19 protein-coding genes are annotated in these 22,325 nt (G+C 68.0%); 14 read left to right on the top strand and 5 right to left on the bottom strand.

Features of this window, described 5'->3' with window-relative positions; translation table 11 throughout:
• The first annotated feature begins 42 nt into the window (after window positions 1-42).
• From ACZK5D_RS14340 to ACZK5D_RS14365, 6 genes are all read left to right on the top strand, one after another.
• Window positions 43-744, top strand: coding sequence for a FadR/GntR family transcriptional regulator (locus ACZK5D_RS14340; RefSeq protein WP_463665757.1), 702 nt, complete (start codon window positions 43-45; stop codon window positions 742-744).
• Window positions 745-1,072: 328 nt separating this feature from the next.
• Complete coding sequence (locus ACZK5D_RS14345) at window positions 1,073-2,311, top strand: ABC transporter substrate-binding protein (protein ID WP_463665758.1); 1,239 nt, start codon at window positions 1,073-1,075, stop codon at window positions 2,309-2,311.
• Window positions 2,312-2,315: 4 nt separating this feature from the next.
• Window positions 2,316-3,239, top strand: a complete 924-nt coding sequence (locus tag ACZK5D_RS14350; RefSeq protein WP_458995132.1) for a carbohydrate ABC transporter permease — start codon at window positions 2,316-2,318, stop codon at window positions 3,237-3,239.
• Window positions 3,232-4,062: a carbohydrate ABC transporter permease gene (locus ACZK5D_RS14355; protein WP_458995133.1), complete on the top strand. Its 831-nt coding sequence runs from the start codon at window positions 3,232-3,234 to the stop codon at window positions 4,060-4,062. Before ACZK5D_RS14350 ends, ACZK5D_RS14355 begins: the two co-directional genes overlap by 8 nt.
• 14 nt (window positions 4,063-4,076) lie before the next feature.
• Window positions 4,077-5,351 (top strand): alpha-L-fucosidase, encoded by a 1,275-nt coding sequence (locus ACZK5D_RS14360; protein ID WP_463665759.1) that lies wholly within the window; start codon window positions 4,077-4,079, stop codon window positions 5,349-5,351.
• 64 nt (window positions 5,352-5,415) lie between these two features.
• A complete protein-coding gene (locus ACZK5D_RS14365; protein ID WP_463665760.1) occupies window positions 5,416-7,344 on the top strand; it encodes a glycosyltransferase in 1,929 nt (642 codons plus the stop codon).
• On the opposite strand, the gene ACZK5D_RS14370 is transcribed toward ACZK5D_RS14365, so the two are convergent.
• From ACZK5D_RS14370 to ACZK5D_RS14385, 4 genes are read right to left on the bottom strand one after another with little or no spacing between them, the layout of a single operon-like run.
• A complete protein-coding gene (locus ACZK5D_RS14370; protein ID WP_458995136.1) occupies window positions 7,316-7,969 on the bottom strand; it encodes a hypothetical protein in 654 nt (217 codons plus the stop codon). The genes ACZK5D_RS14365 and ACZK5D_RS14370 overlap by 29 nt on opposite strands.
• Window positions 7,966-8,865: a carbohydrate ABC transporter permease gene (locus ACZK5D_RS14375; RefSeq protein ID WP_458995137.1), complete on the bottom strand. Its 900-nt coding sequence runs from the start codon at window positions 8,863-8,865 to the stop codon at window positions 7,966-7,968. The genes ACZK5D_RS14370 and ACZK5D_RS14375 overlap by 4 nt, the downstream gene beginning before the upstream one ends.
• The gene (locus ACZK5D_RS14380; protein WP_458995138.1) at window positions 8,862-9,866 is read right to left on the bottom strand and encodes a carbohydrate ABC transporter permease; all 1,005 of its coding nucleotides are present in this window, start codon (window positions 9,864-9,866) and stop codon (window positions 8,862-8,864) included. Before ACZK5D_RS14380 ends, ACZK5D_RS14375 begins: the two co-directional genes overlap by 4 nt.
• A 16-nt stretch (window positions 9,867-9,882) precedes the next feature.
• Window positions 9,883-11,172 (bottom strand): ABC transporter substrate-binding protein, encoded by a 1,290-nt coding sequence (locus ACZK5D_RS14385; protein WP_463665761.1) that lies wholly within the window; start codon window positions 11,170-11,172, stop codon window positions 9,883-9,885.
• A 343-nt stretch (window positions 11,173-11,515) separates the two neighbouring features.
• Here ACZK5D_RS14385 and ACZK5D_RS14390 point away from each other — a divergent pair, with 343 nt between their 5' ends.
• The 8 genes from ACZK5D_RS14390 to ACZK5D_RS14425 all read left to right on the top strand — a co-directional run bounded on the left by ACZK5D_RS14390 (window position 11,516) and on the right by ACZK5D_RS14425 (window position 19,974).
• Window positions 11,516-12,493 (top strand): serine hydrolase domain-containing protein, encoded by a 978-nt coding sequence (locus ACZK5D_RS14390; protein WP_458995140.1) that lies wholly within the window; start codon window positions 11,516-11,518, stop codon window positions 12,491-12,493.
• Window positions 12,494-12,646: 153 nt separating this feature from the next.
• Window positions 12,647-13,579, top strand: a complete 933-nt coding sequence (locus tag ACZK5D_RS14395) for a TIM barrel protein (RefSeq protein WP_463665762.1) — start codon at window positions 12,647-12,649, stop codon at window positions 13,577-13,579.
• A gap of 20 nt (window positions 13,580-13,599) precedes the next feature.
• The gene (locus ACZK5D_RS14400) at window positions 13,600-14,604 is read left to right on the top strand and encodes a Gfo/Idh/MocA family protein (protein WP_463665763.1); all 1,005 of its coding nucleotides are present in this window, start codon (window positions 13,600-13,602) and stop codon (window positions 14,602-14,604) included.
• 93 nt (window positions 14,605-14,697) lie between these two features.
• A complete protein-coding gene (locus tag ACZK5D_RS14405; protein WP_458995143.1) occupies window positions 14,698-15,567 on the top strand; it encodes a sugar phosphate isomerase/epimerase family protein in 870 nt (289 codons plus the stop codon).
• Window positions 15,568-15,693: 126 nt separating this feature from the next.
• Window positions 15,694-16,719, top strand: coding sequence for a sugar ABC transporter substrate-binding protein (locus ACZK5D_RS14410; RefSeq protein WP_458995144.1), 1,026 nt, complete (start codon window positions 15,694-15,696; stop codon window positions 16,717-16,719).
• A gap of 64 nt (window positions 16,720-16,783) precedes the next feature.
• Complete coding sequence (locus tag ACZK5D_RS14415) at window positions 16,784-18,283, top strand: sugar ABC transporter ATP-binding protein (RefSeq protein ID WP_458995145.1); 1,500 nt, start codon at window positions 16,784-16,786, stop codon at window positions 18,281-18,283.
• Between the two features lie 16 nt (window positions 18,284-18,299).
• Window positions 18,300-19,295: an ABC transporter permease gene (locus ACZK5D_RS14420; protein ID WP_458995146.1), complete on the top strand. Its 996-nt coding sequence runs from the start codon at window positions 18,300-18,302 to the stop codon at window positions 19,293-19,295.
• A 73-nt stretch (window positions 19,296-19,368) separates the two neighbouring features.
• Window positions 19,369-19,974, top strand: coding sequence for a histidine phosphatase family protein (locus ACZK5D_RS14425; protein WP_463665764.1), 606 nt, complete (start codon window positions 19,369-19,371; stop codon window positions 19,972-19,974).
• 976 nt (window positions 19,975-20,950) lie between these two features.
• On the opposite strand, the gene iolG is transcribed toward ACZK5D_RS14425, so the two are convergent.
• Complete coding sequence (iolG, locus tag ACZK5D_RS14430; protein ID WP_463665765.1) at window positions 20,951-21,937, bottom strand: inositol 2-dehydrogenase; 987 nt, start codon at window positions 21,935-21,937, stop codon at window positions 20,951-20,953.
• Window positions 21,938-22,325: the final 388 nt, after the last annotated feature.

A 22,325-nucleotide genomic window follows, 5' to 3' on the forward strand; every position in this document is an offset into this window, starting at 1 on the left:
GCGCACCTGTCTGATGCACCTCACCTGAGGTTACCCTTGGCCATGGTCATCGCCCGCTCGGCACTGTCGCACACGGTCCTCGACACCGTCGGTGTGGAGATCGTCGGCGGCACCCTGGCGCCCGGGGACGGTTTCACGCTGCAAGATCTCGCGGAGCGCTTCGGGGTGTCGCGCACCGTCGCCCGCGAGACCATGCGCGCCCTCGAGGAGTTGTCCCTGGTTGCCGCCAGCCCGCGGATCGGCATCACCGTCCTCCCCTCCGAGCACTGGAACGTGTTCAGCCCACGCGTCATCGGATGGCGGCTCCAGACGGACGCGAACTACGCCCAGCTCCGCTCGCTCACCGAGCTGCGCGCCGCCGTCGAACCTGCAGCAGCGCGCCATGCGGCCGCCCGCGCCACCGACGAGCAACGCGCGCGCTTCCTCGAACTGGCCGACGATCTTCGACGGTTGGGCGAGTCGGGCGCCGGTGACCGGGAGGAGTTCCTCAGCGCAGACATCGAGTTCCACGCGCTCCTCCTCGCCGCCTCTGGCAACGAGATGTTCGCCGCCCTGACCGAGTCCGTCAGCGAGGTGCTGGCCGGGCGCACCCGGCTGGGCCTCCAACCGGCGCACCCCGAGGACGAGGCCCTGGCCCACCACGAGCTGCTGGCCCGCGCGGTGGCGGACGGCGACCCGGCCACCGCAGAGCACCACGCCCGCGCGCTCGGCCACGAGGTCAGCGAGGCGATCTCCCGCCTCTAGCCGGGCCGGGCGTGCGCCGACGGCAGGGGCCGAGCGCGTTGGACGAACAGGCCACCTCCGGGCTCGGCCGACCCCAGCGATCGGCCCACACCCCCAAGACCTGGGCGAGATCTGAACCCGTTCTCACCGATTACCGGCAACCGACGGCAACAGGCCCGCCGTCGGCGGGACAGCATCGGTAACCGATGTATTTGTTCGTTTCAGTTGCCATTGTCGCACGCTAACGTAACGAACAAATTCGATTGTTAGCGTTGACATTTGTCACCTCGGCGGGTGATCATTCTCATGACGACCACCGCAGGTCGGCATCGACAACGAAGGAGTTGACGTGAATCGCACCACCCGCACCACCGCCCTGGCCCTGATTGGCGCCTCTGCCCTGGCCCTCTCAGCGTGCGGCGGCGACGCCGGCGGCGACACGAGCGCGCAGACCAACGCGATGTACGCCTGGATCTCGAACGAGAACGACCGGGCACAGTGGCAGGCCTTCGTGGATGCCGCCAAGGAGAAGGACCCGGACTTCAACCTCACGCTGGAGGGCCCGACGTTCGCGGACTACTGGACCAAGGTCAAGACGCGCATGTCGGCCAACGACGCCCCCTGCATCATGACCACCCAGGCCGCCCGCGCACAGGAGCTCGAGTCCCTCCTGGAGCCCCTCGACGACCTGGCCACCAAGCACGGCCTCGACCTCGGCCAGTACAACCAGGCCATGATGGAGGGCATGACGGTCGACGGCACCGTCCGGGCCATCCCCTACGACGCAGAGCCCAACGTCCTCTTCTACAACAAGACGGCCTTCGCCGAGGCCGGCCTGGACGAGCCGACCACCAGCTACACGCGCGACCAGTTCCTGAGCGACGCCAAGGCTCTCACCGGTGACGGCAAGTACGGCATCTCCCTGCTCCCCGGCGTCATCTCGCCGATGGCGCTCGCCGTCGCGTTCGCCGAGGGTGCAGCCCCCACCGCCGACGGCTCCCTGACGCTCACCGATCCCACCTTCATGGAGTCCGTGCAGTGGGTGATGGACCTGGCCAACGTCGAGAAGGTCAGCAAGCCCACCGGCGGCGCCGAGGAGGCCGCCACCCAGCAGGCGTTCATGTCCGGCGAGGCCGCGATGGTCGTCGACGGGCCCTGGATGTACACCGCGTACAAGGAGGGACTGACGGAAGGCGAGCTCGGCGTGGCCGTGATCCCGACCACCGACGGCGAGGCCGGCTCGGTGATCCAGGGCTCCGGATTCGGCATCGCCAAGACGTGCGAGGACAAGGACGGCGCGTTCCAGAACATCATGGCCATCACCACACCTGAGGTGATCGGCACCGTCGGCCGAACCCGCGGCACCGTCCCCTCGATCGAATCGGTCGTCGCCGACTGGGCCGAGGACAAGACCCCCGGCGACCTCGAGGCCGTCAAGGCCATGCTCGCCGGCGGCGGGCCGCTGGTCACCACCACCTCGTGGAACCAGGTTCAGACCCTGAGCATGCAGTTCGGCGCCGAGGCCACCAACGGCCAGAAGTCCGCCGAGGACATCCTCACCCAGATCCAGCAGTCGGCCCAGGGCTGATCCGATGACCACCACCGCCACCGTCCCCAGGACGGCCGGGGTGGCACGCAAGACGAAGAGGAAGAAGTCGGACGTCCTCCAGGCGGCCGCCTACCTGGCCCCCGGCATGTCCGGCTTCCTCCTCTTCATCGTCGTCCCACTCCTGGCCTCGCTCGTCATCAGCCTCTTCAACTGGCCACTGTTCGGCGATGCCACGTTCGTGGGCGTCCAGAACTACGTCGACCTGGTGACCAAGGACCCCCTGTTCTGGCAGGTCCTCCTCAACACCGTCCTCTTCGCCGCCGTCTACACCACCGCCAACCTGGTGGTCTGCATCCTGATCGCCCGCTGGCTGCTCAGCACCGGCCGCACCGGCACCATCGTGCGCGTCCTCATGTTCGTCCCCGTCGTCACCCCCATGGTGGCCAACGCGATGGTGTGGAAACTCATGCTCAACGGCGACGGGCTGATCAACTCGGCCCTCGAGTCGCTCGGGATGACGGGCCTGCCCTGGCTGACCGACGGTCCGCTGGCCATGACCTCGCTCATCATCATGTCGCTGTGGCAGGGCATCGGCTACAACATCATTGTCCTCACCGCCGGCCTCAACGCCATCAACCCGTCCCTCTACGAGGCGGCGCAGATCGACGGGGCCAGCGCGTTCCAGCGGTTCATGCGGATCACGCTGCCGATGCTCACGCCGTCGATCTTCTTCTGCACGGTCATGACGGTGATCGGCGCGTTCAAGGTCTTCACCCAGCCGTACACGCTCACCCTGGGCGGTCCCGGCACGTCGACGACCACGCTGGTGCTGTACCTGTACCAGAACGGATTCAGCTACGACAAGCTCGGATACGCCTCGGCCCTGGCCTGGGTGCTGTTCGTCATCGTCATGCTGATCACCGCCCTGCAGTTCTCCCAACAGAAGAGGGTGACCTACGATGCGTGACCGCCTCTCGACCAGCGCTGTGATCAGCCGCATCCTGGTGGCCGTGGTCGGCCTGATCTTCATCTTCCCGTTCATATGGATGGTGGCCACTTCCCTCAAGCCCAGCAACGAGGTGTTCTCCACAGGCACGAGCCTGCTGGCCTCGACGGTGGAGTGGGGCAACTACGTGACCGCGTTCACGGCGGTCCCGTTCATGCGCTACCTGGTCAACGGCCTGATCATCGCCACGCTGGGCGCCGCCCTCACCGCGGGGGTCGGCGTGCTGTCGGCCTACGCCTTTGCCCGGCTGCGTTTCCGGTTCCGTGACCAGTTGTTCCTGCTGTTCCTCGGGACGCTCGTGCTGCCCCAGGAGGTGCTGGTCATCCCCCTCTACATGATGTTCAGGTCGGCCGGGCTCGTGGACAGCTACGTCGCTCTGGTCCTGCCCTTCGCGTTCGGCGCGTTCAGCGCCTTCCTCCTCAGGCAGTTCATCATGGGCATCCCGTCGGAGTACGAGGAGGCGGCGAAGGTCGACGGGGCGGGCTCGTTCCAGACCTTCGTGCGGGTGATCCTCCCGCTGCTCAAGGCCCCGATGTCCGTGGTCGCGGTCTTCGCGTTCGTCGACTACTGGAACATGTTCCTGTGGCCGCTGATCATCGTCAATGACACGACCATGGCCAACGTCCCCCTCGGCCTGGCCATGTTCTCCGGTGAACGCGGGACCGATTGGGGCCCGCTGATGGCCGCCTCGACCCTGGCCGTCGTCCCCTCAGTCATCATCGTCGTCGCGCTGCAGAAGCAGCTCGTCCAAGGCATCAACATGAGCGGCTTCGGCGGCCGCTGACAAGGAGATCCACCATGACACCGGCAACATCCTTCGACGAGTTGTCCAGGCGCCAGCTGCCCCACTGGTTCGAGGACACCCCGTTCGGCATCTTCATCCACTGGGGGGCCTACTCGGTCCCCGCTTGGGCCGAACCCATCGGCGCGCTGGGGACCATCGACTGGGAGACCTGGTTCCGCCACAACCCCTACTCCGAGTGGTACTACAACACCATCCGCATCGAGGGCTCGCCGGCCCAGCAGCATCATCGCGATGTGTGCGGCGAGCTGCCCTACGACGGCCTGCTGGACCTTTGGCAGGCGGAGAAGTTCGACCCCGCGGCGTGGGCCGAGCTGTTCCGCCACGCCGGCGCGGGTTACGTCATCCCCACCACGAAGCACCACGACGGCATCACGCTGTGGGACGCCCCGGGCACCGACGGACGCAACACCGTGGCGCGGGGCCCGAAGCGCGACCTCATCGGCCCCATCGCCGACGCCACCCGCGCGGCAGGCATGCACTTCGGCGTCTACTACTCCGGTGGCCTCGACTGGCATGTGCGGCCTCTGCCCCCGCATACCAGCCAGGAGTCCGTCGATGACACCGGACGACCCAAGGACGCCGAGTACGGCGCCTACTGCGCGATGCAGTGCCGCGACCTCATCGACCGGTACTCGCCGGAGGTGCTGTGGAACGACATCGAGTGGCCGGACGACGCGAAGAACTTCGAGCCCGGCGGCCTCGGCACCCTGTTCAACTACTTCTACGACAAGGTGCCGACGGGGGTGGTGAACGACCGCTACGGCCAGACCCACTCGGACTACCGCACCAGCGAGTACTCCCACAACCTCGACAACGAGTCGGTGAAGGCCTGGGAGAACTGCCGCGGCATCGGCTACTCCTTCGCCTACAACCAGCTGGAGGACGAGCGGCACTACCTGACGGGCTACCAGATTGCCCGGATGCTGACCGACATCGTCTCCAGGGGAGGACACTTCCTGCTCAACGTGGGCCCGAAGGCCGATGGCACGCTCCCGGACCTGCAGCGGCGGGCCCTTGAGGACCTCGGCGTCTGGATGCAGGCCGGAAACAAGGAGGTGCTGTACGGCTCGCGGCGCGCGGACATGTCTGGCGTCGTGCCCGGCGACGGCGTCTGGGTGCGGGGCGTGCTCACCGACGGCGGACGGCGCCTCTTCGTCGACCTCGAGGACGCTGACCCGACGGCCGCCGCGACCGCCACGCTCGTCGTCGACGGTGCCGAGATGACCGTGCCCCTGCCCGCGGACAGGAAGGGGCCCGTGCAGGTCTGATCCTGCCGCTACCGCCGCAGGCCACTCGCACAGTGGCCTGCGGCGGTCGTGTACCGTCCACCTCATGCGCGTCGCCTTCATCTCGCTCCACACCTCACCCGCGGAGAGGGCCGGCACCGCCGACGCCGGCGGGATGAACGTCCTCATCAGGGCGCTCGCGAAGGCCCTGCAGCGGGCGGGCGCCCACGTCGAGTTCTTCACCCGGCGCTCCTCGCCGGACCAGCCCGACACCGCAACCCTCGACGACGGCCTCATCGTCCACCACATCACCGCGGGCCCCCAGACCCCGTTGCCGAAGAGCCAGATTGACCAACACATCGACGAGTTCCGGACCAACCTCGGCTCGCTCGACCGCTTCGATCTTGTGCACTCGCACCACTGGATGTCCGGCGTGGCCGCGATCCCGCTCGCCCGCGAGGCCGGCATCCCGCACCTCATGACCTTCCACTCCGTGGCGGCGCACCCGAATTCGCCCCTCCGCGACGGCGAGCCGCCCGAGTCGCCGGCCCGGCTCGACGGCGAGGTCTACTGCGCCACCCAATCGGACCTGATCCTGGCGGTCAGCCGGCACGAGGCCGCCGTCGTCATCGGCCGCTGCCAGGCGGACCCGGAGCAGGTGATGATCGTGCGCCCCGGCGTCGACACCGAGCTGTTCCACCCCGCCGGGCCGGGCGAGGTGTGGGTGCCCGCGTCAGGCGTGGAGCCGGGCTACGTGCTGTTCGCCGCGCGGCTCCAGCCGCTGAAGGCGCCCGACGTGGCCATCAACGCCCTGGCGCTGCTGCCCGAGGACGAGCGCCCGGACCTGGTCATCGTCGGCCAGGTGTCGGCTGACTTCGCCGACTACGAGGCTGAGCTGCACAGGCTGGTCGAGGCGGGCGGCGTCGCGGACCGTGTGACGTTCCTGCCCGGCCAGGACCGCGAGTCCTTCGCCCAGATCATGCGTCACGCCTCCGTGATGCTCGTGCCGTCCTACTCGGAGACCTTCGGCCTTGTGGCGCTGGAGGCCTCCGCCTCCGGCATCCCCACTCTGGCCGCCGCCGCCGGCGGCCTCACGGAGGCCATCTGCAACGGGCACACCGGCCAACTGGTCCCCACGCATGAGCCCCAGGACTGGGCGGACGCGCTGCTGGCTCTCCTCCGCGACCCGGACCGCCGGACCGGCATGGGCGTCACCGCCCGCGAACGCGCCGAGTCCATGACCTGGGAGCACGTGGCGGACCGCACCCTCCAGGCCTACCGTCGCGCCATCGCCAACGGGGCCGTCAAGCACGTCACGTTCATCCACGCCCACCCGGACGACGAGACCCTCTCCTCCGGGGCGCTCATCGCGCACCTCGTCGACGAGGGGCTGAGGGTCTCCGTGCTCACCTGCACCCGCGGGGAGATGGGTGCCGTGGTCCCCGGGCCGCTCTCGCACCTGGCGGGCACCCCTGCTCTGGAGCAGCGCCGCGAGGCCGAGCTTGCAGGCGCCCTGGACTCGTTGGGCGTGCACGCCCACGCCTACCTGGGGATGCCGCCGGCCCGCGCCACCGACGAGCCGCGGCGCTACCTGGACTCGGGCATGCAGTGGGTCTCGGAGGGTCTCGCCGGCCCCGCGGACGAGGCCGACGAACGGTCTCTCACCTCAGCGGACGAGGCGGAGGCGACGGCGGACATCGCGGCCTTCTTGCGGAAGATGGGCACCGATCTCGTGGTGAGCTACGGCGACGACGGCGGCTACGGCCACCCCGATCACGTGCGCACCCACCACCTGAGCCGGGCCGCGGCCGAGGAGCTGGGGCTGCCGTTCGCGGCCCTGACCACCGACCGCGACGCTGCCGCACGGTGGTTCGACCTCGAGGGATACCGTCCCCGAGTCGCGAAGGCGCTGCGGCATCACCGCACGCAGCTGACGGTGCACGACGACGACCGTTCGATCACGCACAGCGGCGGCCAGCCGGACAGCATCGTCACGTCGACGGGCCTCAAGGGCGAGGTGCCGCACCTCCCCTGACGGCCAGCGAGGCTGAATGGCGCTCGTGGACTGCCACGAGCGCGAAGGCCAGCACCCCGAGCGCCGGTGCCAGCAGCAGCAGGTACTGCCACACGATCACGACGGCAAGGCCCAGCGCCACGGCCGTCATCACCGCGACGAAGGGGGCCTGGGCCAGACGTCGGGGCGCCTGGGTCAGGAGAGCCTTCCAGCTCAGCCCGGGCCGCCAGGAGACAGCGGCCGTCAGGATCACCACCGCCGCGACACCAGCAGCCGCGCTCAACGCCACCGCGATCGGCATGGCGCCCGGGAGCCCCCCTCCGGCGGCGATGCCCAGGTCCAGCGCGATGAGTGCGCCGAGCAGGACGGACGCCACGCCCACTGCGGCGCCTCCCGGCGCGGCCAGGCGCAGGTCGGCGAAGAACTGCCCCACCGTCGCCCCCTCTCCGCGCAGGAACCTGCGCAGGTGGGCCGCCCCGGCAGCGAGCGCGGCGGGCCACGTCACCACGGGCACGCACGCCAACGCCATCAGGATTCCCACCCAGAGGACCTCGCCCAGGAGAGTGAAGGCCGACGACGCCCCGGGCCAGCGCAGGACGCTGCCGTCGGCGGGCTCGACCAACGCGAACCTGGAGCGCCGCCTCATCCCTTCAGCCCCTGCGTCGAGACGCCCTCCACGAGGAAGCGCTGGAAGATGATGAAGAACAGCAGGATGGGCAGCAGCGCCAGCACCGAGACCGCGACGGTGGCCCCGTAGTCCGAGGTCGACGTCTGGTCGTTGAACACGCGCAGCGCGAGGGGCAGCGGGTAGTTGTCCGGCGAGTTGAGGTAGAGCAGGGGGCCGAGGAAGTCGTTCCAGCTCCAGATGAAGGCGAAGATCGACGCCGAGACCAGCGCGGGCTTGATCAGCGGAAGGATGATCAGCCAGAAGATCCGCCAGTGGCCGCAGCCGTCGATGCGCGCGGCCTCGTCCATGTCGCGGGGCAGGGCCCTGATGAACTGGACGATGAGGAAGACGAAGAACGCCTCCACGGCCAGGAACTTGCCCAGCAGGAGCGGGACGAAGGTGTCGATGAGGTCAAGGCGCCGGAACAGCATGTACTGCGGAATGATCAGCACGTGGAACGGGAGCAGCAGCGTGCCGATCATGACGGCGAACCACACGCCGCTGCCGCGGAACCGGACGCGGGCGAACGCGTAGGCCGCAAGCGACGCCGAGATCACGATGCCCACCACCGACAACGAGGCCAGGATGAACGAGTTGAGGAAGTTGCGCCACAGCGGGACGCCGCCCACGCCCTCGATCACCTTGAAGTAGTTCTGGATGGTGGGGTTCTCGGGGAAGAAGGACTGGTTGGAGCCGAACTCGGCCGTGGGCTTGAACGAGGCCGAGAACATCCACGCCAGCGGGTAGAGGACCACTGCCGTCATGACGATCATCACCACGATCCACACGACGGTGGACCACGTGCGACGGCTGCGCATGCTGCGCGACGTGCGGGCGGCGGTGCCCCGGTCCGGTGCGGAGGTGATCGCGGTCATCGCTTGTCTCCCGAGTAGTGCACCCACTGGTTGGAGGTGCGGAACATGATGAAGGCGATCACGCCGACGGCGGCGAGCAGCACCCAGGCCATGGCCGAGGCGTAGCCCATCTGCGAGTTGGTGAAGGCCCTGGTGTACAGGTAGACGGTGTAGAAGTTCGTGGCTCCGGCCGGGCCTCCGGTGCCCGACCCGATGATGTAGGCCGAGGCGAAGATCTGGAACGCGTGGATCATCTCGAGCAGGAGGTTGAAGAAGATCACGGGCGAGAGCATGGGCAGCGTGACGCTGACGAACTTGCGGAGGGGGCCGGCGCCGTCGACGGAGGCGGCCTCGTACAGCTCGGCGGGGACCTGCTTCAGGCCGGCGAGGAAGATGACCATGGGAGCGCCGAACTGCCACACGGCCAGGAGGATCATCATCGGCAGGATGAGGGCGGGGATGCCCACCCATCCGCCGATGTCGATGCCGAAGAGGCTCAGCGAGCTGTCGACGGGGCCGCCGGTGGAGAACATGGCGCGCCACACGATGGCGATGCTCACGGAAGCGCCGATCAGCGACGGCGCGTAGAAGGCCGAGCGGAAGAACCCGGTGCCGCGGCTGCGGAAGTTGAGCAGCATGGCGACGGCCAGCGCCGCGGCGAGCTTGATGGGCGTGCCCACGAGGACGTAGATGAGCGTGATGCGGACCGAGCCCCACCACACCTCGTCGCTCATCATGCGCTCGAAGTTGCCGAGGCCGATGAACTCCGTGGTGCCGAAGATGCTGTAGTTCGTGAACGCCAGGTAGAGCGAGTAGAGCATGGGCCCTGCGGTGAGGACGAAGAATCCGATCAGCCAGGGAGTCAGAAAGAGGTACCCGGCGGCGTCCTCGCGGCGCTGGAGCGCCCTCCTCCGCCGAGGCGCGGGCGCTGGGGTGGTGGCGCCGGCGGCCCCGCCGCGGGCCCGGCGAGCCGGGTCCGCGGCGGTCGACGCCACGCTCTTGGGTGCGGTGGTCATGGTCATCGGTCCGTCTTCACCCTCAGGCGAGGATGACGTCGGCCTCGGCGAAGAACTGGTCGACGGCCTCGTCGACGGTCACCGCGCCGAGCCCGAGGGCCTTGCCCAGGTCCCAGAACTTCTGCTCCAGGGCGCCGTAGCCGACGACGGGGACCGGCGGGGCATCGCCGATGCGGTCCTCGACGGAGGCCAGGAAGTCGGCCACCTGCTTGTCCGGGCCCTCGAGCACGGCGCCTTCGAGCTTGCTGCTGGAGGCGGGGAAGCCGAGGGTGGTGCCGAAGATCTCGCCGGCCTCAGGGCTGTTGACCACGAAGTCGAGGAACAGCGCGGCCGCCTCCGGGTGCTCGGTGCCCTCGGAGATGGCCATCTGCAGGCCAGCCTGGCGGTAGAGGTCCTTCGCCCCTTCCTTGGCGGTGGGGGGCGCAACCATGGAGATGGACGCGGCGCCGGAGTCGGCCAGGTAGCCGCCCAGGAAGTTGCTCCAGCTGGTCTCGCTGATGGTCAGGTTGGCGCCGAAGCCGGACTTCGGGGACATCTCCTCGAGCTTGTTCTGCGGGATGCCCGCACCGTCGCGCATGACGGCGCCGGACTCCCAGAACGCCTTCAGCTCCTCCTTGGTGAAGCCGAGCTCGCCCTCGTCGGTGTAGAGGTTCTTGCCGTCGGCGCGCAGCGCCAGCTCGAAGGTCTGGATGCGCTGGGTGATGTCGGTGCCGCCGTAGACGGCGCCGCCGGTGGCCTCGGTGACGCCGGCCATCCAGTCGATGAACTCGTCGAACGTGGTGCCGCCCTCAGGAGCCTCGACGCCGTTCGCGGCTGCGAGGTCGTCGTTGACGAAGTTCGCCCAGGTGCTGTAGCCGGTGGGCAGCGAGTACTGCACGCCCTCGAGCTGGCCGGTGCCCTTGAGCCCGTCGTCGAAGGTGTCCATGGTGATGTAGTCCGAGACCGTGCCGAGGTCCAGGAGGTAGCCCGGCTCGGCGTACTGGCGCAGGTAGCTGTCGGAGAACTGCCACACGTCAGGCAGCCCGCCGCCGGCGGCCTCGGTCTGCTTCTTCTCCCAGTAGGAGGGGAAGTCGGTGAAGGTGCCGTTGATCTCGATGTTGGGGTATTCCTCGTTGAACGCGGCGATCAGCTTCTCGTAGCGGGCGGCGCGGTCGTCGTTGCCCCACCAGGTGAAGTTGAGCGACACCGCGGCCTGCGGGTCGAAGGATTCGGTGGCCTCGGGGGCGGTCTCTCCGCCGCCGCTGCCGCAGGCGGTCAGGGCGAGTGCCGTGCTCGCGAACAGCGCCGCAATGGCTCGCTTCTTGGGGAACATCAGGTGTCCTCTCGGTCGGAACGTCGTCGTTCTGGTGTGGCGCGTCACGGGCATCTGGTTGTCCGCCACGCTTGGAAAGCGCCTTCCCAAAAGCTAACACCGCTTGAAACGTTTTTGCAAGAGCCCGCCGGAGGAATTCTGGTAACGGTTCGGTAATGTTGACAGGACAAAGACCGTAGACATGGGCGTTTGGGGTAGCCAAGTCCGTGGAATCGTTGTCCTGAGGACGCGCCGCCCTGGGGTTGTCGACGCGTTCAGGGCCGCCGGCCGACGGACCCGATCAGCCGGCGCTAGGATGCCCGGGGGCAAGCGTTGTCCCTCCCTTATCCGCGCGAGGCGAAGCATGACCACCACCACACCCTCCGGCCCCTTCTCCGCCGCGCTCGATTACGTGTCCGGCCTTGTCGACGACGGTGGGCTGCCCACCGCGGTGCTGGGCGTGGCCACCGCCGACGGGGTGGTGGAGCTCGAGGCCTTCGGCTCATCGGGCACGCGCGCGATCCGCACGGCGGACCACTTCCGGCTCTTCTCGATCACCAAGCCCCTCGTCGGCCTGCTCGCGGCCCGCGAGCTGGAGCGCGGGACCCTGACGCTGGACACGCCGCTGGCCGACGCCCTCCCCGGGTTCGGCAGCCACCGCGACGACGTGGTGCGCCTCCGCCACCTCGCCTCACACACCTCGGGCATCACCGAGCCTGAGCTCGACGACCCGCGCCCACTGCGCGAAGCCCTGCTGAGCGCCGGCCGCGACACTCCCGTCGGCACGCTGCGCCGCTACTCGTCGCTGGCCTTCGAGGGCATCGCGGCGCTCATCGAGCACGCCTCCGGCGCCACGTGGGAGGCGGGGCTGGCGGGGCTCAACTCGACGCTCGGCACCCGGTTCACGCTCGACGAGGCCGCGGATCCGCCGCCCGTCCTGGGCCTCGACGGGTTCCACATGGACAGGTTCGCGGCGCAGCACCACCCGGGCGCGGGCGTGATCGCGCGCGCCGAGGACCTGCTCGCCGTCGGCTCCTCACTGTTGCGCGGCGATGGCGCCGTCGTGCGGCCGGAGACGCTGGAGCTGACGCGACGCCCGCTCACCGTCGGGGTCCCGGTGCATGAGCCGCTCCCGCAGGACGACGGCGACCAGTACGGCTTCACATGGAAGCTCCCCGGCTGGGGTGCGGCCGACGGGGTGTTCGGCCACGCGGGCTGGTCGGGCACCGAGTTCTGGATCAACCCGACGGCGGGGCTCGCCTGGACCCTCATGACCAACCGCCCCGAGCGGCCCGGGTTCGACGTCGCCACCCTGAACTCCCTCGTCGCGGCGGGCCGCTGAGCGTGCGCCCCGCGCGGTCAATGTGCAGACAACTGAGCGCCATACGGACGGCATAGAACCAGACAAACGTTATCCGGACCCCCTATTGACAGTACAAAGACCGGGATCTAGGCTGAGGGCACGCTCAAGGATGAGCAACCCGAAAGGATGACGATGGCTGTCGACAAGAGCCGCAACACAGACCCGCGCTACTCCAAGCTGACGGTTGGAGTCTGCCCCGACCAGTGGGGCGTGTGGTTCCCCGAGCACCCCGACCAGATCCCGTGGGAGAAGGCGCTCGACGAGATGGCCGAGGCCGGCTTCTCCGTGATGGAGACCGGGCCGTTCGGCTACTTCCCCACCGACCCCAAGCGCCTCATGGAGGAGATGGGCAAGCGCGGCTTCCGCGTCGTCGCCGGCACCGCCTGGGGCATCCTCCACAAGGAGGAGGCGTGGGCGGACACCGAGAAGACCTTCCGCGCGGTGGGCGAGACCCACGCCGCCGTCGGCGCCGAGTACGTGGTGCACCTGCCCCCCATGTTCCGCGACGAGATCACCGGTGACTTCACCGACGACCGCCACCTCGACGGCGCCGCCTGGGACCTCTACATCAACAACGCGAACCGCCTCGGCCGCATGATGAAGGAGGACTACGGCCTCAAGATGGTGCTGCACCCCCACGGCGACTCGCACATCGAGACCCGCGAGGACATCGACCGCATCTTCCAGGCCACCGACCCCGAGTACGTGGGCTTCTGCCTCGACACCGGCCACATCGTCTACGGCATGGCCGACAACATCGCGCTCATCCAGGACTACCCGGAGCGCATCTCCTACGTCCACATCAAGGCCATGGACCCCAAGCTGGTCAAGCAGGCCCACGACGAGGACTGGCCGTTCGTGAAGGCCGTCAAGGCCGGCTGCTCCGTCGCACCGCCGGAGGGCGAGCCCGACATGCCGACCCTGGTCGAGGCCCTCGCGGACCTCAACAAGGAGCTCTACGTCATCACCGAGCAGGACATGTTCGGCTGCGACCCCGGCTATCCCCTCCCCAACGCCATCAAGACCCGCGAGTTCCTGGCCTCCTGCGGCCTCGGCCTCCTCTGATCCGCGAAAGACTGACTCACATGACCCTTCGTATCGGAATGATCGGCCCCGGCGGCATGGGGAAGGCGCACATCGAGCGCATCCACACCGTCATCTCCGGCGGCCGCGTGGTGGCCGTCAGCGACGTCAACCCGGACAACGCAGCCGCGGTGGCCGAGCAGATCGGCGGCACGGCCTTCGCGAGCAGCGCCGAGCTCATCGCCTCGCCCGAGGTGGACGCCATCATGATCGCCAGCTACGGCCCGGCCCACAAGCCGGACGTGATCGCCGCCATCAAGGCCGGCAAGTACGTGTTCTGCGAGAAGCCCCTGGCGCCGACGGCGGCAGAGTGCGTCGAGATCATGGACGCCGAGCAGGAGGCCGGCAAGAAGCTGGTGACCGTCGGCTTCATGCGCCGCTTCGACGCCTCGTACCGCGAGATGAAGAAGATCCTCGACGACGGCGAGGTGGGCGAGGCCCTCATGGTGCACAACGCGCACCGCAACCCCACCGTGCCCGAGATGTACACGTGGGACATGGCCATCAACGACACGGCCATCCACGAGATCGACACCATGCGCTGGCTGCTCGGCGAGGAGTTCGTCTCCGCCCGCGTCGACAAGCCGAAGAAGACCTCCCTGCGGTATCCGCATCTGCAGGATCCGCTGGTGCTGATCCTCACCACCGAGTCCGGCGTACGCGTCGACGACGAGGTGTTCGTCAACTGCCAGTACGGCTACGACATCCAGTGCGAGCTGGTGGCGGAGCAGGGCATCGTCCGGCTGGGCGACCAGGAACTGGTGCATCGCGCCGACAAGCTCGGACGCCACAACCGGCTCACCATGGACCACAACCAGCGCTTCGGCCAGGCCTTCGTCACCGAGGTCCAGGAGTGGATCACCGCGGCCGCCGCGGATCGCCACACCGGCTCCAGCTCCTGGGACGGCTACGCCGCCGCCGTGGTCTGCGACGCCGGGGTCAAGGCCCTGACGGAGGACGGCGAAGTGCCGATCTCCATGATGGAGCGTCCCGCCCTCTACGCGTGACCTGACGGGTGCCCGCCCCCGGGCGGGCACCCGCTCTCCGTCTCGCGCTCCTCTCCCCGCTCCACCCCCGCCCAGCACGCCAAGGAAGCCGTCATGGTCAAGATCCTGCTCGACCCCTCCATGTACCACCCCCACCTCACCGTCGCCCAGGAGTGCGAGAAGGCCGCCGACCTCGGCTACGGCTACATCGAGCTCTCACCGCGCGCCGATTTCCACGAGTGGCACCACTACCCCAAGGTGGACAACGCCGAGATCACCCGCGTCAAGAAGGCGATGAAGGCCACCGGCGTCAAGATCGAGACCTTCAACCCCGTCTTCAACTGGGCCTCCCCCGACGAGCAGGAGCGTCAGGCGCAGGTGCGCAACTGGCGGCGGCTGCTCGAGATCGCCGAGGAGCTGGAGGTGCCGATGATCGCCACCGAGTTCTCCGGGGACCCCACGCGACCCCTGGCCAGCGAGCACCAGTTCTACCGCTCCATCGAGGAGCTGATCCCGGACTTCGAGAAGCGCGGCATCGAGTGCGTCGTCGAGGCCCATCCCTACGACTTTGTTGAGACAAACGACCGCGCGGTGCAGGTGGTCCGCGGTGTGAACAAGGACTGGTTCAACTACCAGTTCTGCCTTCCGCACCTGTTCCACCTGTCCCAGGGGAAGAGCAACCCCCGGGAACTGATGGAGTACGCCGGGGAACGCCTGCGCCACGTCCACGTCGCGGACGTCTGGAACCACCTGGCCAACGTCGGCAACCGCTACATCATCAACCCTCCGGGCGTAGACGCACGCATCCACCAGCACAACGAGATCGGCAACGGCGAGGTCCCGTGGGACGAGGTGTTCGGCTACCTGCGCGAGGTCGAGTACGACGGCCGCCTGTCGGTGTGCGTGTTCGGCTGGGAGGAGGACGCTGACGCCATCCACATCCGGATGCGCGAGCGCCTGGAATCCGAGTTCGCAACAAACTGATAACAAGTGGATCTTTGTCTTGACATAGATCTTCAATCCAAGCCATCATGACTGTGTCGCGACGATGCGACGCTCCTCCCTGCGGGGTCACCAGACACCCGCACCCACCTCGGAAGAGAGACTGCAATGAAGCAAGGAATCAAGCTCGTCGGCCTGCTGGCCGCCGGTGCCCTCGCCTTGAGTGCCTGCGGCACCACCGCCAGCACCCCCTCCACCACCGCGGCCGAAGGCTCGGACGCCCCCTCGTCGGAGGCCATCGAGACAGTGGCCTACGAGCCCAGCGATGTGGTCAAGCCCGCCGACGGCGAGACCATCAAGATCGGCGTCACCTTCCCCATCCTGGACCAGTTCCTGCAGACCGTCGCCGACGGCATCGAGGCGCGCGCCGCTGAGGCGGGCGTCGAGGTGACCATCGTGGCCGCCCAGGAGAAGGCCGACGTCCAGCTCGGCCAGGTCGAGAACTTCATCTCCCAGGGCCTTGACGGCATCATCATCATTCCGGTGGACACCGACGCTGCCGGCCCCATGACCGAGAAGGCCCAGGACGCCGAGATCCCGCTCGTCTACGTCAACCGTCGCCCCTCGGACCTCCCCGTGGGCGTGCCCTACGTGGGCTCCAACTCCCTCGTCGCCGGCCAGCTGCAGATGAAGGCACTCGCCGAGCTCGCAGACGGCAAGGGCAAGGTGGGCATCCTCATCGGCGACCCCGCCAACGAGGCCGCACGTGACCGCACCGAGGGCTGCAAGCAGATCCTCGAGGAGTACCCGGACATGGAGCTCCTGCGCGAGCAGGCCGGCAACTGGTACCGCGAAGAGGGCCTGGCCATCACCGAGAACTGGATCCAGTCCGGCGACGAGATCGACATCATCTGCGCCAACAACGACGAGATGGCCCTCGGCGCCATCCAGGCGCTGAAGAACGCCGGCAAGCTCGACGACGTGCTGGTGGGCGGCGTTGACGCCACCGCCGACGCGCTGGCAGCCATGAAGGCCGGCGAGCTCGAGGTCACCGTGTTCCAGGATGCCGCCGGTCAGGGCGCCGGTGGCGTGGACTCGATCATCAACCTGTACAACGGCGAGAAGGTCGCCGGCGTCATCGACGTGCCGTACCAGCTCGTCACGCCTGACAACATGGCCGACTTCGAGAAGTGACCCCCACGGGTGGCCGGGCGCGATGACCGGCCCGGCCACCCCCTTCGCAGGGAGATTGGAAGAAATGCAAGAGGTAATTCTGCGGATGCGTGACATCCGCAAGACCTTTCCGGGCGTGGTGGCCCTGGACGGCGTGCAACTCGACGTACGGAGCGGCACCGTCCACTCGCTCATGGGTGAAAACGGCGCTGGCAAGTCCACGCTGATGAAGTGCCTGATCGGCATGTACACCCCGGACGCGGGCACCGTCGAACTCGCCGGCGACCTGGTGAAGTTCAAGGACACCAAGGACGGCCTCGAGCACGGCATCTCCATGATCCACCAGGAGCTGTCCCCCGTGCCGGAGATGATGGTGGCGGAGAACATCTGGCTCGGCCGCGAACAGCGTGGCAAGTTCGGCCTCCTGGACCCCAAGCTCATCATCCGCAAGACCCAGGAACTGTTCGACGAGTGGGACATGAAGATCGACCCGCGCGCCAAGATGAAGGACCTGACGGTGGCCCGCCAGCAGATGGTGGAGATCGCCAAGGCCATCAGCTACGACGCCAAGATCATCATCATGGACGAGCCCACCTCGGCCATCCCCGAGCGCGAGGTGGACCACCTCCACAAGATGATCAAGCGGCTCACCGACTTCGGCGTGGCCATCGTCTACATCACCCACAAGATGGACGAGGTCTTCAAGATCTCCGACGACATCACCGTCTTCCGCGACGGCAAGCACGTCGTCTCCCTTCCCGCCAAGGAGCTGGACCGCAACAAGCTGATCCAGCTGATGGTGGGCCGCGAACTGACCAGCCTCTTCCCGAAGCTCGACGCTGAGATCGGCGAAGTGGTCCTGTCAGTGAAGAACCTCAACCGCGGCCGGCTCGTCCGCGACGTCAGCTTCGAGGTGCGCCGCGGCGAGATCCTCGGCTTCGCCGGCCTCATGGGCGCGGGACGCACCGAGGTCCTGGAGACCATCTTCGGCATCGAGACCGCCGACAGCGGCGAGATCTACGTCGACGGCAAGCGGCTCACCGTGCGGGAGCCGAAGGACGCCATCGCGGCGGGGATCGGCATGCTCACGGAGGATCGCAAGCTCAACGGCATCATGGGCGTGCTGTCGGTGCGCGACAACATCACCATCGCCGCGCTGCCGAAGTACAGCCCCAAGGGCTTCCTCAACATGGCCCAGATCAAGAAGGACAGCGAGGCCCAGCGCCAGGCGCTGCGCATCAAGACCCCCACGCTCGAACAGCTGATCAAGAACCTCTCCGGCGGCAACCAGCAGAAGGCGCTCATCTCGCGCTGGCTGCTCACCGTCCCCGAGATCCTCATGATCGACGAGCCCACGCGAGGCATCGACGTGGGCGCCAAGAGCGAGATCCACCGCCTCATGTCGCAGCTCGCGCAGCAGGGCAAGGCCATCATCATGGTCTCGTCCGAGCTGCCCGAGGTGCTCGGGATGAGCGACCGCGTCATCGTCATGCACGAAGGCCGCATCTCCGGTGAGCTCTCCCGCGCGGAGGCCAACCAGGAGTCCATCATGCAACTCGCCACCGGCGGCACCGCGGCCGCGTAGGAAGGAACCACTACTCATGTCTGACACCACTGTTGAGGCCAAACCGAAGTTCGACGCGACGGCGGCCATCAAGAAGTACGCCATTCTGCTCATCCTCATCGCCTTCATGGTGATCCTCACCCTCGTCACAGGCGGCACGTTCCTGCGGGCGCAGAACCTGATCAACGTCGTCGTGCAGGTGGCCCCCATCGGTATCGTCGCGCTGGGCATGATGTTCGCCATCATCACCAAGGGCATCGACCTGTCCGTCGGCTCCACCGTCGCACTCGTGGCCGTGGTCTCGGCCAGCCTCGCCCAGGTCCAGAGCGACAGCATGCTGCTCCCCGGCCTCCCGCCGCTTCCGATCTTCGTCTCGGTTCTTGTGGGCCTGCTCGTCGGCGCCATCGTCGGCGCGATCGTCGGCACGCTCGTGGCGTACTTCCGGATCCCGCCGTTCGTGGCCACCCTCGGCATGATGACCGCGGCCCGCGGCCTCGCCAACATCTACACCGGCGGACGCCCCGTCTCCAACCTCGCCGACGGCTTCAACTGGCTCGGCCAGGGCGCCATCCTCGGCATCCCGGTCCCGATGATCATCTTCCTCCTGGTCGCGCTGGTCATCTGGGTGGTCCTCAACCGCACCCGCTTCGGCCGGCACACCTACGCCATCGGCGGCAACGAGCAGGCCGCCCGCGTCTCCGGCATCAGCATCGGCAAGGTGCAGTTCCTCATCTACACCCTGATCGGCATCCTCGCCGGCCTCGCCGGCATGATCCTCGCGGCGCGCATCGGCTCGGGCCAGCCCACGCTGGGCGTCATGCTCGAGCTGGACGCCATCACCGCGGCGGTCATCGGCGGCGTGTCCTTCAACGGCGGCATCGGCGTGGTGTGGGGCGTGGTGGTCGGCGCACTGATCATCGGCGTCATCAACAACGGCCTCGACCTTATGAACGTCTCCCCGTTCATGCAGATGGTCGTCAAGGGCGCCATCATCGTGATCGCGGTCATCATCGACGAGCGCAAGAACCGCTAGTCGTCTTCCACACGCTGCAGGGGCGGGGCCGGGTGGCTCCGCCCCTGTCGCATGCTCCGGCTACGGTGGAGGCATGCGCCTGATCCTGATCCGCCACGGAGAGACCGAGAGCAACGTCAACCGCCAGCTGGACACCGCCTTCCCCGGGGCGCCGCTCAACGACAACGGCCTGGCGCAGGCTGAGGCTCTCGTGGAGGCCATCGCGCACGAGGAGATCCACGCTCTGTACGCCTCCACCCTGACCCGGGCCCAGCAGACCGCTACGCCGCTGGCCAGGGCGCGAGAGCTGGAGCTGATCATCACCGACGGCATCCAGGAGATCGCGGCCGGCGTCGAGGAGATGAACACCGACTGGAGCGTGTACGTGGGCATGCTCAACACGTGGGCGCCGGACAACCTCGATGTCGGGCTCGAGGGCGGCGAGACGGCACGCCAGTTCATGACGCGCTTCACCAACGCCGTCGCCGCAATGGAGCAGGCGGGCGACGAGGTGGTGGCGCTGGTCAGCCACGGCGCGGCCCTGCGCGTCTGGGCGATCTCGCAGGACCCGTCGATCGGGTTCGAGAACGCCCACCCGCTGCACAACACGCAGTGGATCGTCCTCAACGGGTCGACCACCGATGGGTGGAAGATCGAGCAGTGGGGTGACTACGTGACCTCCACCGACGACACCGACTGACCCTGCCACGAGGTCCGAGCGGCCACCCCCCGCTGGTTGAGCCGGGCCAGCCCGCGCAGCGGCGCAGCCCGCGCAGCGGCGCAGCCCGCGCAGCGGCGCAGCCCGCGCAGCGGCGCAGCCCGCGTCGAAACCGACTCGCGCACGGTGCGGGAGCCCTGACACGAGGCCCGTGCGGCCCTTGTCCCCCGTCGCATCGTCGGGCGCCCGATTGTCGGTGGTCGGGTAGTTGAGGCCGCCCGAGCCTCGTCCCACGTCTCCCCACACTGGTTCCGCTGTGGCGTGGCCGGTCCCGGGCGGGCGCCGGCAGGGCGGCCCTGGAGCGAGTCTGCCCAAGCGGGACGCCAATTGGGCGATCGTCGGGTTGAGCAACACTGCGCGCAGCCGCCCCGCCGTCCCCCACCCTCGTGGGCAACACCCGTTCCCGCCTCAATGTCACTTCTGATGCCGTAGTCGAGCCCAGAAGTGACACTCAGGAGTTCACCCGACCACGTGACGCGACAGAGCCCCAGCTGGATGGCTGGGGCAGCACCGCTGAGGCGAACGCTCAGCGGTCGCCTCTCTGCACAGCGCATTCCGAGCTGATTGGCCACCAGACCAAACGTGAGGCGCGCACGAGGGTGGGGGACGGCAGGTCGGCTGGGCGCAGGGATGCCCAGCCCGAGGGGCACCCAGAAGAACCCGCCTGAGACCGAGCCCGCTGGCTGAGGTGCGAGGAGCGAAGCGACGAGCCTCGAAGCCTAAGAAACGTACCTTGTCAGCTCACGTTTCTTAGGCTTCGAGGCCGCTACGCGGCACCTCAGCCAGCGATGGAAGGCCGCCCGCGACACCCCAGCCAGCGATAGAAGGCCCCCGCGGCAGCTCGGCCAGCGAAAGAAGGCCGCTACGCGGCACCTCAGCCAGCGATGGAAGGCCGCCCGCGACACCCCAGCCAGCGATAGAAGGCCCCCGCGGCAGCTCAGCCAGCGATAGACCGCCGTCAGAGGCGGACGGTGCGACCCTCGCGCGCGCTGACCGTGGCCGCCTCGGCGAGCTTGAGCGCCTCGACGCCGTCGATCACGTTGGGCGACACGTCGGCGTCCGCCACCACGGCGTCGATGAAGGCACCGAGCTCCTCACGGTAGGCGGCCTCGTAGCGGGACAGGAAGAAGTTGAGCACCGGTCCCCTGGCGTCGGTCTGCGTGGCCGTCGCGGCCCGCACCGACGTGGCGGTGAGGTTGTCGGCCGAGAGGGCGCCGTCGGCCCCGAACGCCTCGAGGCGCTGGTCGTAGCCGTACGCGCAGGTGCGGGAGTTGACGATGGTGGCCAGGGCGCCGTCGGCGTTGCGCAGGAGCACCATGGCCTGGTCGAAGTCACCGGCGGCCTTGATCTCCTCGTCGGCATTGGTGCCGAAGGCGCTGACCTCGACGATGTCGCCGAGGAAGAAGCGGACCATGTCGAAGTCGTGGATGGTCATGTCCTTGAAGATGCCGCCCGAGCCGGCGACGTAGCTGGCCGGGGGGCCCTGAGGATCGCGGGAGGTGACGGTCAGCTGCTGCAGCGCGCCGATCTCCCCGGCCGCGACACGGGCGTTGACCTCGGCGAACGACGGGTCGAAGCGACGGTTGAAGCCCAGCATGACGCGCGTGGCCTCGGCGCCGAGCTCCTCCTGGCACCTGAGGGCCTCGTCCATGCCCAGCGCCACGGGCTTCTCACACATCACGCGCTTGCCGGCCTTGACGGAGCCGAGGATCTGCTCGACGTGCAGGGCGGTGGGCGAACCGATGATCACGGCGTCGACGTCGTCTGCGCTGTAGACGTCCTCGACGCTGAGGGTGTACCGGGCCCCGTACGCTTCCGCGAGGCTCTTGGCGGGCGCCTCGAAGGCGTCGTAGACCAGCACCAGCTGTGCCTGCGGGTGGGAAGCGATGGCTCGCGCGTGGACCTGGCCGATGCGTCCGGCCCCGATGATCGCGAAGCGGATCATGTGTACTCCTTGGGTCAGGCCGGGCAACAGCGCACGGCAGAATCAATGTCAGCACATAAGGGAGTCAAGGTGCAACGCGGGGTCGGCTAACGCGCGCCCGCCGTCGTCCGCCCGAACCGGGGGCACCCCCTCGCGGACTATGCCTTGAGCCTGACACGGCTCTCAACAGGGGACGTTGAGCCTGACACGCATCTCAATGAAGTGCGCTGAGCCTGAGACTGCTTCCGCGCCAGTATGAACGTTCAATATCGGCGATTCCGGAGTTGAGAGCCGATTCCGGCTCAACACCTTTCACCGAGGGCCGTGTCAGGCTCAACGCCCCCGGACGACGCAACCCAGGGGCGGCTTCACGAACAGACTTTGGCAGGACATAATGGTTCCATCGAGT

This window comes from Tessaracoccus yangjingae (assembly GCF_055326235.1).